Origin of the sequence: Thermodesulfobacterium geofontis OPF15 (genome assembly GCF_000215975.1) — a bacterium.
GTDB classification, from domain to species: domain Bacteria; phylum Desulfobacterota; class Thermodesulfobacteria; order Thermodesulfobacteriales; family Thermodesulfobacteriaceae; genus Thermodesulfobacterium; species Thermodesulfobacterium geofontis.
On record NC_015682.1, the window covers coordinates 1,436,220 to 1,449,212 of the forward strand.

The window sequence follows — 12,993 nt, forward strand, 5'->3', positions numbered from 1 at the left end:
TTAAACTTTTAAAAAAGTTTTAAAAGCTTTATAAGTCATATATAAATCACCTTTATGAGCAATTTCAAATGGAGAGTGCATAGAAAGTAAAGGGGGACCAGCATCAACTATATCCATACCATAGGAGGCAAAATATTTAGAAACTGTTCCTCCACCACCTTCATCTACTTTTCCCATAGAACATACTTGATAGATAACTTTATTTTCATCCCAATTTTTAAGAAGCCAAGCTAAAAATTCAACGTGAGCTTCATTTGCCATATACTTACCACCATGACCTGTATACCTACTTACTGCTATTCCAAATCCAAGCTTCGCATCATTAAGTTTATCATGAACTTCCATATAATTAGGATCAATTCCTGCTGTTACATCTGCTGATATAGCTTTTGTTTTAGTCATTATATTAAAAAAGTTATCTGCAGTAGAAGAAAGACCAGAATTTTTAATTAGATTATATATAATTCCTTCAAAAATTCTACTTTTTGCAGATGTATTACCTTCAGAACCAATTTCCTCCTTGTCCATAAATAAAATTAAATTAGTATACTCTGGGTCTTCTACTTCTAAAAAGGCTTTTAAAGATGTAAAAGCACAAATTCTATCATCCTGTCCATATCCCCCTACAAAGGATCTATCAAGTCCAACTTCTCGAGCCGAACCAGCTGGCACTATATATAACTCTGCAGATACAAAATCTTCCTCTTTTATTCCATATTTTTTGTAAATAAGTTCTAAAAATTTAAGTTTTACTTTTTCTTTTACTTTTTCATCTTTCCCTTCAACAGGAATACCTGCTACCAAAACATTCAATTTTTCTCCCACAATAGCTTCTGAGAGTTTCTTTTCTGCTTGAATTTTTTTTGCAAGATGGGGAAGTAAATCACAAATTGTAAAAACAGGATCTTCTTTGTTTTCACCTATGACTATTTTAATTATTCTTCCATCTTTTTTAGCTACAACCCCATGTAAAGCAAGAGGTTGAGCTACCCAATGGTATTTTTTAATTCCTCCATAGTAGTGAGTTTTTAAAAAAGCTAAATCTGTGTCCTCAAAAAGAGGATGAAGTTTTAGATCAAGTCTTGGGGTATCAATATGACTAACAATAATCCTTAAGCCTTCTGTAATTGGTTTTTTACCAAGTTTCCAACAAGCTAAAAATTTGTTTTTATAAATAAAGTATCCCTTTTTAAAATCATTTTCTTTGAAGCCTTCTTTTTCAAGAAGTTCCTTCCCAAATTCTACAGTTTCTCTTTCAGTTTTAACTATTGAGAGAAATTCTATATATTCTTTAGCTATTTTTTCTAAAAGGTTTTTTTCCTCTTCATCTATTTCTTCATAAACGTGTTTGGCTTTATAAGTTAGTTCTTTTTCAAGTTCTTCTATTTTCATACCCTTCCCTTTTTAAAAATTCTAAATTTTAGCAATATATAATACCATTAATTTTGCCTTTTAACAACGAAATCTTTTTCTTCTAAAAGTGACATTTTTAAGTTTTTTTGTTTATAATATAAAACATGGAAGTCCACGTAATTTTCCTTTATCTTGCCATTCTTTTATTTTTTGCAAGGCTTACAGGAAATATTTTTGCAAAATTTGGAATTCCCTCTGTTCTTGGTGAAATTTTTGTTGGAATTCTTCTTGGACAAAGTGTTTTTGGAATAGTTCCTCTAAATGATATAATAAGGCTTCTTGCTGAAATGGGCATAATATTACTACTTTTCCATATTGGTCTCGAAGCAGATTTAAAACAATTGAAGCGAGTAGGCTTTTCAGCTACTACTGTTGCTATTACAGGGGCTTTATTTCCTATGATAGCAGGGTTTTTTGGTTTCCTATTATGTTTTTAAATATCCATTTATCGCAGCGCTATTTATTGGTGGTACACTTACCGCAACCAGTATCGGAATAACTATGAGAGTGCTTGAGGATATTGGAAAAATAAGGGAAAGATTTGCTCAGATTGTTTTAGGAGCTGCAGTTTTAGACGATATATTTGGAGTTATTCTTTTAGCTTCGCTTTTTGAATTCTCTAAATATCAAGAAATAAATATAAATGCTATAATGTTACTACTTTTTTATATTGCAACTTTTTTCTTTTTTGCTCCTATTATTGGTAAAATTCTTGCATACATTGTAAGTTTTATATCTAAAAGACTCCAAACTCTTGATTTTATTCCTCCGGTGGTTGTTGCTATAATACTTCTTTTCGCTTATGCAGCTCATGAAATAGGTTCCCCTGAAGTTCTTGGTGCTTTTCCTGCTGGTATAGCTTTTTCAAGAAGATTTACAATTCCCTTTGCAGCAACTTTTCAGACAGATGAAGAATTTATTCATAAAATTGAAGAAACTTTAAAACCTCTTATATGGCTTTTTACTCCTATTTTTTGTGTTTATGTAGGATTGCAAATAAATTTAAAGGTAATCAATCTCGCTTCGTTAGATTTTTGGATATTAAGTTTTGTTTTGCTTTTTATCGCAATTGTAACTAAATTATTTGCAGGATTCTTTATAAAAGGTGACTTAAAAGAAAAGTTAAGTGTAAGATTTTCAATGCTTCCAAGAGGTGAGTGGGTTTAATATTTGCAGAATTTGGAAGAATAAGCAAAATTTATAACGATGAGCTTTATGCAGTCATCATTTTTGTAGTAGCTCTTACTACTCTTATTTCGCCTATTGTGCTTAAGCGTTTGTGGGAGGAATAAAATTTTGGAGATGAGGGGATTCGAACCCCCGACCTCCGGAGTGCGATTCCGGCGCTCTCCCAAGCTGAGCTACATCCCCTTTATTATTGGGTAGTAGCTTGAAACTTAGCTTGATTAAATTTTTGGAAAAGTTTAGATATTTTATTAGCTGCCTTTTTCCAATGAAAAATACCTTTACTTACACCCTTATGAAGCAAACTTTGAGCTAATCTCAATTGGGCTTCAGCCTTTTCTAAATCACCAGCTTGTAAATAATTTAAAAATTTTTTAATTTCGGTTTTTACTCTACTTTTAAATGCCCTATTTCTGAGTCTTCTTTTTTCACTTTGCCTTAAAGCTTTTTTAGCTGATTTGTGATGTGGCACCCTTCTCCTCCTTTTTAATATTGATTATTTCTAAAATTTAATAAGAAGTTTTAGTTTTGTCAAGCATTGTTAAATTCAATTTTTTCAAACTCTTGACTTATCTATCAATTCCTATATTTTAATAATGTACTTTAAATCAAAAGGAGGTTAATATTATGGAACCAAAAGTATTAGCTATTTTAGGCCAAACCGAATCTGGAAAGGCTACCTTTTGTGAAAACCTTTGTAAATTATGTGGAGAAACTATCAAAACACCTAAAAAGGAACCATTTTATTATTTAAAGATCTACGGGCTTAAATACAAAAATAATCCTTTTTATCTTCTCAATACACCGGGAGATGAAAATTTTATGGGAGAAATTAAATGGGCATTAAAGGTTGCTGATGCTGGTATACTTTTAGTTGATACTACCTCTGTTTTAAAATATCATAACCTTCGTGTATTTGAATTTGCAAAAGAAGAAGGAGTTCCTTTATTTGTATTTTTAAATAAAATTGATGACCTTGAAAAATCTAACATTGAAGAAACTTTATCTAATTTAAATAACACCTTAGAGATTTCGCATATCCCTATCACATACGCTTTCAAACAATCTAACTCTTTTTCTCTTATAGATCTCATTGAAGAGAAAGTATTTATAGAAGAGGGATTAAAAATTAAATACCAAGAATTACCTGAAAATTTAAAAGATAAAATTATAGAAATGAGAGATAAGCTTATGGAATCCGCAGCTGAAAGCTCTGATACACTCATTGAAAAATATTTAGAAGAAGGGAAACTTGAAAAAGAAGAAATTTTAAATGGACTTAAAGAAACTGTCAAAAAAGGAAATGTAAATTTTGTTTTTACAGGCTCTGCTAAAACTGGAGCAGGATTAGTGGTATTTCTTGAATATATGTTACATCTTCCACCTTCCTATAAATTAAAATTAGAAAAAGAAAATATAACTCCCTCCAATGCTATCGGATTTATCTTTAAAAATTATATAGATCCTTATGCAGGAAAACTTTCTTATGGAAGAATCTTTGTAGGCAATTTTACTTCAGATGGAGTAGTATATACTTCTGAAGGAAAAGAAGAAAAATATACTCAAATATTTATTCCAAAAGGAGATTACTTAGAGCAAGTTAAAGAAGTTAATGAAGGAGAAATAATTGTATTTTCAAAAGTTGAAAGCCTTACAACAGGAAGCACTTTTTCCAATGCACCTATTTCTGTAAGCTTTAGTGTACCTGAAATGCCATTTCCAATGATTACCATGGCTCTCCATCCTGAAACAAGAGCTGATGAAGACAAAATAAGTGGTGCTATTTCAAAAGTAAAAGAGGAAGATCCATCCATTGTATTTAAAAGAAACGAAGAAACAAGAGAACTTTTAATTTCTGGTGTAGGACTACCTCATATTGAAAAAACTGTAGAAAAGCTCAAAGAAAAGTATGGAGTTAAAGTCAAATTAACTACTCCCAAAATACCTTACAGAGAAACTATTAAAAAACCTGTTCAGAGTGTAATTTATAGACATAAAAAGCAAACTGGTGGAAGAGGACAATTTGCAGAGGTACATTTCCATATCTTCCCTTTAGAGAGGGGGAAAGGATTTGAATTTGTGGAGACCCTAACTGGAATGAATGTTCCCAGAAATTATGTTCCTGCTGTAGAAAAGGGAGTTAGAGAAGCTATGGAAAAGGGTCCCTTAGCAGGTTATCCTGTAGTTGATGTAAAAGTTCAGTTTTATGATGGAAAATCTCATGAGGTAGATTCTTCAGATCTTGCTTTTAAAATTGCTGCCTTCCATTGTTTTAAAAAAGGAATAGAACAGGCAAATCCTGTTCTTTTAGAACCCTATCTTGAATTAGAAATAATAGTGCCTGATGAAACTGTTGGAGATGTGGTAGGGGATTTAAATGCAAGAAGAGGAAGGGTTTTAAGTCTGGAGAAAGAAGGGAAACGTACTAAAATAAAGGCTCTTGCTCCTATGGCAGAACTCCAAGGTTATGTAATTACCCTTCAAGGTATCACTGCTGGAAGAGGTTATTTCATAGCTAAATTTTCTCACTATGAAGAAGCCCCTCCTTTTATAGCTGAAAAAGTAATTGCCGAAAGTAAAGAAGCCCAAGAAAAGGAAACTAAGTGATAAAAGTTGGTATTTTAACCCTTAGTGACAAAGGAAGTAAAGGAGAAAGAGAGGATCTTTCAGGTAAAATTTTAATAGAACTTTCAGAAGCTGAAAATTGGAATGTTATAAAATATGAAATTATTCCTGATGAAAAGGATCAAATTGTAGAAATTTTAAAAAATTGGGCTGATAAAGAGAATCTTGATTTAATCATTACTACAGGTGGAACAGGAGTATATCCAAGAGATGTCACTCCTGAAGCAACTAAAGAGGTTATAGAAAAAGAAATCCCGGGAATTCCTGAATATATAAGATATATAAGTTATCCTATAACTCCTATGGCTGCACTAACAAGAGGTTTAGCAGGAGTAAGAAAAACTACTTTAATTATAAATCTTCCGGGAAGCCCAAAAGCTATCAAAGAGATATTTCCTAAGTTAGTTCCTATTATTAAACATGCCATAGAGAAAATAAAAGGAGATCCCAGTGAATGTGCAAGAAATTAAACTTACCCAAATGACTAAAGCTTCAGGTTGAGCAGCAAAACTTCCACAAGAGTTTCTTGTGGAAATATTAAAAGATCTTGAAATACCCTCTCATCCCTATTTAATCCAAAGTTTTGAATATGGTGCCGATGCTGCTATTTTTAAAATTAATGAAAACACTGCTCTTATCTTCTCAGCAGATTTTTTCACTCCGGTAATTGATGATCCTTTTGTCTTTGGGCAGATATCTGCTGCTAATGCCCTATCTGATATTTATGTATGCGGAGGTAAACCACTTTTGGCCTTAAATCTCATCTGCTTTCCTAAAAAGGGTATACCAAAAGAAATACTTAAAAAAATTTTAGAAGGTGGACTTTCTAAAATAAAAGAAGCTGGAGCATTTCTTGTGGGTGGACATAGTATTGATGATCCAGAACCTAAATATGGCTTAGCTGTTGTTGGAATAGCTCATCCAGAAAAAATTATTAGCAACAAAAATGCTAAAGAAGGCGATTTACTTTATCTTTCTAAACCCATTGGTTTAGGAATACTTGTCACTGCTTATAAAGGAAATCTTTTAGATGAAAAGAGTAATATCTATAAAGCTATGATAAAAACTATGACAGAACTTAATAATAAAATAGCTGAAATTTTACTTGAACTTGATATAAAAGCAGCAACAGATATTACAGGATTTGGACTTTTAGGACATGCCTTGGAAATGGCAATTGCAAGTAAAAAAGATTTAATTATTTATGCTCATAGGGTCCCCTATTTTAAAGAAGCAAAAGATTTTATTGAAATGGGGATTATTCCAGAGGGAGATTATAACAATTTAAATTATTGTAAAAAAAATGTAGAAATCCATCCTGAGGTTTCAGAAAATGATCTTATTCTACTTTGTGATGCCCAAACTTCAGGAGGTTTTTTAATAGCTGTGCCTCAAGAAAAACAGGAAGTTTTTGAGAAAAAAGCAATAGATGCAGGACTTAATAACTTAGCTCTTATCGGAGAGGTTAAAAACCCAGAAGGTCACTGCCCCACTGTAAGAGTATATCCTTAATTTATAAAATTTTCCAATATATATTTTAAAAATTTATTAGCAAAATTTATTTGACTTTTTCTTTTTCTAAGAAAAATTCCACTCCTATAGAACCAATTTTTGATAAAAAACAAAAAGGGAGGAATTATGGCGCAAGACTACGTTAAAATGTGGCAAGATTTAGGAATAAATTTAGAAAATCACGATTGTTTGCTCAAGGCTTTAGCTGATATCTATCAGCAAATCTACCTTTCTCAAAAAAACCGTCCTGAAGGAATGAAATACTTTGATTTTGTTATCTCAGAGGCACATGGGCTTAGAATAAAAGAACTTCTTGAGGCTAAAAAACAAGGAAAAAAGGTTATAGGAACTTTCTGTGTTTACGTGCCTGAAGAAATGATACTTGCAGTAAATGGAATATGTGTAGGACTTTGTGCAGGAGCTCAAATAGGTTTTGATGAAGCAGAAAAAGTTTTACCTAAGAATACCTGTGATCTCATTAAGGCTTTTATAGGGTTTAAGCTTACACAAGTTTGTCCTTATACCGAAAGCTGTGACCTTTTAGTAGGGGAAACTACCTGCGACGGAAAGAAAAAGGCTTACGAAATCCTTGATAAACTTACCAGAAAAGTTTATGTTATGGAAGTCCCCCACAGAAAGACAGAAGCAAGTAAAGAACTGTTTTTAAAGGAACTTTTTAGTTTAAAGGATAGGTTAGAAGAATTATCTGGGGTAAAAATTTCGGTAGAAAGCTTAAAAGAAGGCATAAAAATCGTAAATGAAAAAAGAAAGGCCTTGATGAGGCTTGAAAACTTAAGGGCTTATGACCCAGCCCCTATTTCAGGACTTGATGCCCTTTTAATAAATCAGATCGCCTTTTACGATGACCCTGTAAGATTTACCCAAAAAGTAAACGAACTTTGTGATGAGCTCGAAGAGCGGATTAAAAAAGGTATAGGAGTTAAACCTAAAGGAACTCCAAGAATATTTATTACTGGCTGTCCCTTTGCCTTACCTAACTGGAAACTTCATCACATAATAGAAACAAGCGGAGCTGTAGTGGTAGGAGAAGAGTCTTGTGTAGGAAGAAGGTATTATCATACCTTAGTTCCTGAAAACTTTAGCAGTGTAGAAGATGGTATCAAACTTTTAGCTGAAAGATATTTAAAAACTCACTGTGCCTGCTTTACCCCTAATGCAGAAAGGATAGAAGATATCAAAAACATGGCTAAAGACCTAAAAGCTCAAGGAGTTATTTATTATTCTATCCAATTCTGTACCCCCTATCTTTTTGAAGCTTATCAAGTAGAAAAAGAGATTAATCTTCCATTTTTAAAAATAGATACTAACTATAGCATGGAAGATGTGGGACAACTCAAAACAAGATGTGAGGCTTTTATAGAAACCTTATAAAGTTTAGACTTTTTATGAAGGTTTTAGGGCTTGACGTTGGGTCTACCTATATAAAAGTAGCTTTTTTTGAAAAAGGGAACTTAAAGGCTTTAGAAAGGGATAATACTTCTTATCAGCCTTTAGAAAAATGTTTTAGATACATAGAGAAATACCAACCAGATCAGGTGGTGGCTACTGGATATGGAAGGAATCTTATAAATACAAATCTTGAAAACTGTATTACTATTTCTGAGATTAAGGCTTTTGCAATAGGTGCAAAATTTATCCATCCTAAAGTAGGGACTATTTTAGACATAGGAGGGCAGGATACTAAGGTAATAAGCCTTGATGAGAAAGGTAAAGTAGTAAAATTTGAAATGAACGACCGTTGCTCAGCAGGAACAGGAAGGTTTTTAGAGATAATGTGTAAGGCTTTAGGCTATAAAATTGAAGATTTAAACCATTTAGAAATAGAAGGCGAAGTTAAAGTAAAAATAAGTAGTCTATGCACAGTTTTTGCTGAATCAGAGGTTATCTCCCTTATAGCCCAAGGGGTGCCAAGGGAAGAAATTCTAAAGGGAGTTCATCTTTCTGTGGTCTACAAGGTGCTTTCTATGCTTAAAAGAATTCCTATTAGAGAAGATTTAGTTTTTGCTGGAGGCTGTTCCCAAAATAAGCTTTTAAAAAGACTTTTAGAAAATCAGCTAAAAACTAAGGTTATAACCTTAAAAGAATCTCCCTTCTTAGGGGCTATAGGAGCAGGGTTTTTTGGATTAAAATCTACCACTTCGTAAGTGGTAGAAAATGAAATTTATAAATTTTTCTTCTGAAGAAGTTAATTTTTTAACCCTGGGATAGATAAGATAAAATTTTCTTTTTATAGAAACATCTTTAATCTTAACTATTTTAATAAGATTTAATTTATTTTCCAATTCTATAGCTAATGAGGAAACAAAACCACATCCAAGTCCACTTTTAACAGCTTCTTTAATAGCTTCAGTGGAGCCCATCTCTCCAATAATATTTAATTTCATAATATCTAATCCCTTTTTTTGCAAATTTTCTATAGCATTTTTCCAAGTCCCTGAACCTTCCTCTCTTTTTATCAAAGGTATTTTGTAAAGCTTTCCTAAATCTATTTCATCTTCAGAAAAATCAGGAGGTGCTATTAAAACTATTTCATCCTCATAACAACTTTTAAATATCAAATCTTTATTTTTAAAAACTGCTCCCACCATTCCAAGATCAAACTCTCCTTTAATTACCTTTTCAACAATTTCTCTACTATCACCAACTTTCAAAAAAATAGAAATCTCAGAATATTTTTCTTTAAATCCTTTTATTATCTTAGGAAGTATATATTGTCCTGGGATAGTACTTCCTCCTATTTCAACCATACCTTTTTTCTCATCTCTATACAATTCAAGCTCTCTTTCCATTTCTTTTAAAAGCTTTATTATTTCCTTACCATATTCATAGATAATTTTCCCAGCTTTACTTGGTATTACTTTGCGAGTATTACGATCAAGCAGTTTAACACCAAGTGTTTCTTCTAAATCTTTTATATGAAGAGTTATAGTAGGTTGAGTAAGATAAAGGATTTTTGAAGCTTTAGAAAAACTTTTGGTCTCATAAACTTTAAGAAATACTTCTAACTTCCTAAAGTCTATCATCATAAAATATTATACTACCAAATTTTTTTATTTAAAACTTATTTTAATTAATATTTCCAATAAATTGTTTCTAATTTAATTTAAATTTTTTATTTGACTTTTTTCATAATATTTTTGAAAATTTTCCTTTTAAAGGATCAAAATAAAAGGAGGTGGGGGGGTATGGATATTAGATTGACAAGAAGGGATTTTTTAAAGTTATCCATAAGTTCTTTAGTTTTAAGCTCAATTGGAATTAATTTAGAACCTGTTAAGGCTTATGCAAAAGAATTAAAGATTAAAGATGCCAAAGAGACTACAACCATTTGTCCTTATTGTTCTGTTGGATGTGGAATTATTGTTTATTCTAAAGGGGGAAAGGTAGTAAATACAGAGGGAGATCCTGATCATCCTATTAATGAGGGTTCTCTTTGTCCTAAAGGAGCTTCTCTTTATCAGCTGGCAAATAATCCAACGAGGGTTTTAAAACCTTTATATAGGGCACCCTATTCTGATAAATGGAAAGAGGTTTCTTGGGACTGGGCTCTTGATAGGATTGCAAGATTGGTAAAGTCTACCAGAGACAAATACTTTATAGTTAAAAATGAGAAGGGGCAGGTTGTAAATAGAGTTGAGGCAATTGCTCATCTTGGTTCAGCTGCCCTTGATAATGAAGAATGCTATATTTTACAAAAATTAATGAGAGCACTTGGTCTTGTTTATATAGAACATCAGGCACGTGTCTGTCACAGTCCATCAGTTCCTGCCTTGGCAGAATCTTTTGGTAGAGGAGCAATGACCAATCAATATATTGATATTAAAAATGCTGATGTAATTTTGGTAATGGGTGGAAATCCTGCTGAAAATCATCCTATTTCTATGAAATGGATCCTTAGAGCTAAAAAAGAAAGAGGGGCAAAACTTGTGGTTGTTGATCCTAAGTTTACAAGAACTGCATCTCAAGCTGATCTATATGTTCCTATTCGTCCAGGAACTGATATAGCCTTTCTTGGTGGTTTAATCAAATACATCATTGATAATGAGCTTTATTTTAAAGATTATGTAGTTAATTATACAGATGCAAGTTTCTTAGTAGATCCTAACTTTAAAGATACTGAAGATTTAGGTGGTGTATTTTCTGGATTTGATCCTGAGAAAAGAAAATATGATAAAGCAACCTGGAAGTATCAAGTTGATGAAAATGGAGTTATAAAGAAGGATCCCACTTTAAAGGATCCAAACTGTGTATTTCAATTATTGAAAAAGCATTATTCAAGATATACCTTAGATACTGTTTCTGCAATTACTGGTGCTCCAAAGGAAAAGTTACTTAAAGCTTATGAGATTATTGCGGAAACAGGAAAGCCAAATAAGGTAGCGACTGAATGTTATGCTATGGGATGGACTCAGCATACTGTTGGTGTTCAAAATATAAGAACCATGGCAATTATCCAACTTCTTCTTGGAAATGTGGGAATGGCAGGTGGTGGAATTAACGCTTTAAGAGGAGAATCAAATGTTCAGGGTTCAACTGATATGGGACTTCTTTTCCATATTTTACCAGGGTATTTACCTACACCAAAGGCTTCCTGGGTAGATTTAAAGACTTATATTGAGAAAAATACTCCTAAAACTAAAGAGCCAAAGAGTTTAAACTGGTGGAAAAATAGACCTAAGTATATAGTAAGCTTACTTAAAGCTTTTTATGGAGATAATGCAACTCCTGAAAATGATTTTTGTTATAGTTATTTACCTAAGCTTGATGATGACAAACAGTATACTTGGTATGATCTTTTTGATGCTATGTATAAAGGTAAAATTAAGGGATTCTTTGCTTGGGGGCAGAATCCAGCTTGTTCTTCTGCAAATGCTGGTAAAGTAAGAACTGCACTTTCTAAGCTTGACTGGTTAGTTTGTGTAAATCTCTGGGATAGTGAGACAGCCTCATTTTGGAGAGGACCTGGTATGGATCCTAAGAAGATAAAGACTGAGGTATTTTTACTTCCAGCTGCAGCATCCATTGAAAAAGAAGGAAGTATTACTAATTCTGGAAGAATAGCTCAATGGAGATATAAAGCAGTAGAACCTCCTGGTGAGGCAAGACCTGATGCAGAGATTATAAACGAGCTTTATAAGAGAATTAAAGCACTTTATGCAAAAGAAGGTGGAGCTTTTCCTGATCCTATACTTAAGCTTAATTGGAATTATGGAGACAAACATGTTGATACAAAGCTTATAGCTAAGGAATATAATGGATATTTTACTAAGGATGTTACTGTAGGGGATAAGTCTTTTAAGAAAGGAACTCAGGTTCCCAGTTTTGTATTTTTACAGGATGATGGATCAACTGCTTGTGGAAACTGGATATATTCTGGTAGTTATACAGAAGAAGGAAATATGATGGCAAGGAGGGAAAAGGTTGATATAGCTGGTCTTGGGCTTTATCCGAAGTGGGCATGGTGTTGGCCGGTTAATAGAAGAATTCTTTATAATAGAGCAAGTGTTGATCCTAATGGTAATCCTTGGGATCCTCAGAGACCGGTTATTAAATGGGATCCTCAAGCTAAGAAGTGGGTTGGAGATGTTCCTGATGGACCACAGCCACCACTTGCAATGGAAGGAGGAGTATTACCTTTTATTATGAAACCTTCAGGTGTAGGAACTATATTTGGAGCAGGTCTTGCAGATGGTCCATTCCCCACTCATTATGAACCTGTAGAATCACCCTTTGAAAATCTTCTTTATCCAAAAGTTAGATTTAACCCAGTTGCAAGAATTTTTAAGGATACACCTCTTGATAAGATTATACTTGGTGCTGATCCAAAATATCCTTATGTTGCAACTACATATAGAGTTACTGAGCATTGGCAGACAGGGCTTATGACGAGAAATATGCCTTGGTTACTTGAGCTTCAGCCTCAGGTATTTGTAGAAATGAGCAAAGAATTAGCAAAGGAACTTGGAATTAAAAGTGGAGATAAAGTAATTGTTACTTCTCCAAGAGGAAAGATTTGGGCAATAGCAATAGTTACTGAAAGAATTAAACCTCTTAAAATTATGGGGCATACTTGTCATGTTGTAGGAATACCTTGGCATTATGGATGGAGATGGCCTGAAGATGGAAGTGGTGGAGATAGCGCTAATCTTTTAACTCCACCTGCATATGATCCAAATACTTCTATTCAGGAAACTAAATGTTTTGCAGTAAATATAAAAAAGGCATAGAAAAAGGGGG

The 12,993-nt window shown here is 32.9% G+C and carries 12 protein-coding genes and 1 tRNA gene; 9 read left to right on the forward strand and 4 right to left on the reverse strand.

All coding sequences use genetic code 11. The features are described 5' to 3' along the window. On the reverse strand, nucleotides 1-1,392 hold the full coding sequence (locus tag TOPB45_RS07415; protein WP_013910218.1) for an aminopeptidase: 1,392 nt from the start codon (nucleotides 1,390-1,392) through the stop codon (nucleotides 1-3). A 125-nt stretch (nucleotides 1,393-1,517) separates the two neighbouring features. Here TOPB45_RS07415 and TOPB45_RS09180 point away from each other — a divergent pair, with 125 nt between their 5' ends. The 3 genes from TOPB45_RS09180 to TOPB45_RS09185 are packed head-to-tail and all read left to right on the forward strand — an operon-like array spanning nucleotide 1,518 to nucleotide 2,705. Further along, entirely contained in the window at nucleotides 1,518-1,850 is a 333-nt protein-coding gene (locus TOPB45_RS09180) for a cation:proton antiporter (protein WP_201763796.1), read from the forward strand. Next, complete coding sequence (locus tag TOPB45_RS09045; protein WP_201763797.1) at nucleotides 1,828-2,580, forward strand: cation:proton antiporter; 753 nt, start codon at nucleotides 1,828-1,830, stop codon at nucleotides 2,578-2,580. The genes TOPB45_RS09180 and TOPB45_RS09045 overlap by 23 nt, the downstream gene beginning before the upstream one ends. After that, on the forward strand, nucleotides 2,571-2,705 hold the full coding sequence (locus TOPB45_RS09185) for a hypothetical protein (RefSeq protein WP_269077148.1): 135 nt from the start codon (nucleotides 2,571-2,573) through the stop codon (nucleotides 2,703-2,705). Before TOPB45_RS09045 ends, TOPB45_RS09185 begins: the two co-directional genes overlap by 10 nt. 5 nt (nucleotides 2,706-2,710) lie before the next feature. On the opposite strand, the gene TOPB45_RS07425 is transcribed toward TOPB45_RS09185, so the two are convergent. Then, nucleotides 2,711-2,784, reverse strand: a tRNA-Ala gene (locus tag TOPB45_RS07425). A 4-nt stretch (nucleotides 2,785-2,788) separates the two neighbouring features. Then, nucleotides 2,789-3,070: a 30S ribosomal protein S20 gene (gene rpsT / locus TOPB45_RS07430; protein WP_013910219.1), complete on the reverse strand. Its 282-nt coding sequence runs from the start codon at nucleotides 3,068-3,070 to the stop codon at nucleotides 2,789-2,791. A gap of 155 nt (nucleotides 3,071-3,225) precedes the next feature. Between rpsT and TOPB45_RS07435 the strand changes: the two genes are divergently transcribed. The 5 genes from TOPB45_RS07435 to TOPB45_RS07455 all read left to right on the forward strand — a co-directional run bounded on the left by TOPB45_RS07435 (nucleotide 3,226) and on the right by TOPB45_RS07455 (nucleotide 8,900). After that, nucleotides 3,226-5,205, forward strand: a complete 1,980-nt coding sequence (locus TOPB45_RS07435) for an elongation factor G (protein ID WP_013910220.1) — start codon at nucleotides 3,226-3,228, stop codon at nucleotides 5,203-5,205. Next, entirely contained in the window at nucleotides 5,202-5,693 is a 492-nt protein-coding gene (locus TOPB45_RS07440; RefSeq protein WP_013910221.1) for a MogA/MoaB family molybdenum cofactor biosynthesis protein, read from the forward strand. Before TOPB45_RS07435 ends, TOPB45_RS07440 begins: the two co-directional genes overlap by 4 nt. After that, nucleotides 5,680-6,735, forward strand: a complete 1,056-nt coding sequence (gene selD, locus TOPB45_RS07445; protein WP_013910222.1) for a selenide, water dikinase SelD — start codon at nucleotides 5,680-5,682, stop codon at nucleotides 6,733-6,735. Before TOPB45_RS07440 ends, selD begins: the two co-directional genes overlap by 14 nt. Nucleotides 6,736-6,861: 126 nt before the next feature. Next, on the forward strand, nucleotides 6,862-8,127 hold the full coding sequence (locus TOPB45_RS07450) for a double-cubane-cluster-containing anaerobic reductase (protein ID WP_013910223.1): 1,266 nt from the start codon (nucleotides 6,862-6,864) through the stop codon (nucleotides 8,125-8,127). Nucleotides 8,128-8,141: 14 nt separating this feature from the next. Beyond that, nucleotides 8,142-8,900 carry an acyl-CoA dehydratase activase gene (locus TOPB45_RS07455; RefSeq protein WP_013910224.1) on the forward strand — a complete coding sequence of 253 codons (759 nt, stop codon included), beginning with the start codon at nucleotides 8,142-8,144 and terminating at the stop codon, nucleotides 8,898-8,900. Here the strand turns inward: TOPB45_RS07455 and TOPB45_RS07460 are convergent. Beyond that, nucleotides 8,880-9,782, reverse strand: a complete 903-nt coding sequence (locus tag TOPB45_RS07460) for a selenium metabolism-associated LysR family transcriptional regulator (RefSeq protein ID WP_013910225.1) — start codon at nucleotides 9,780-9,782, stop codon at nucleotides 8,880-8,882. The two genes, TOPB45_RS07455 and TOPB45_RS07460, sit on opposite strands and share 21 nt — an antisense overlap. 159 nt (nucleotides 9,783-9,941) lie before the next feature. Between TOPB45_RS07460 and fdnG the strand changes: the two genes are divergently transcribed. Further along, nucleotides 9,942-12,983 (forward strand): formate dehydrogenase-N subunit alpha, encoded by a 3,042-nt coding sequence (gene fdnG, locus TOPB45_RS07465; RefSeq protein ID WP_013910226.1) that lies wholly within the window; start codon nucleotides 9,942-9,944, stop codon nucleotides 12,981-12,983. Nucleotides 12,984-12,993: the final 10 nt, after the last annotated feature.

Coding starts and splice junctions, on each gene's coding strand:
- TOPB45_RS07455 (WP_013910224.1), top strand. CDS start 8,142: ATGAAGGTTTTAGGGCTTGACGTTGGGTCTACCTATATAAAAGTAGCT.
- fdnG (WP_013910226.1), top strand. CDS start 9,942: ATGGATATTAGATTGACAAGAAGGGATTTTTTAAAGTTATCCATAAGT.
- TOPB45_RS07435 (WP_013910220.1), top strand. CDS start 3,226: ATGGAACCAAAAGTATTAGCTATTTTAGGCCAAACCGAATCTGGAAAG.
- TOPB45_RS07415 (WP_013910218.1), bottom strand. CDS start 1,392: ATGAAAATAGAAGAACTTGAAAAAGAACTAACTTATAAAGCCAAACAC.
- TOPB45_RS09180 (WP_201763796.1), top strand. CDS start 1,518: ATGGAAGTCCACGTAATTTTCCTTTATCTTGCCATTCTTTTATTTTTT.
- TOPB45_RS07460 (WP_013910225.1), bottom strand. CDS start 9,782: ATGATGATAGACTTTAGGAAGTTAGAAGTATTTCTTAAAGTTTATGAG.
- TOPB45_RS07450 (WP_013910223.1), top strand. CDS start 6,862: ATGGCGCAAGACTACGTTAAAATGTGGCAAGATTTAGGAATAAATTTA.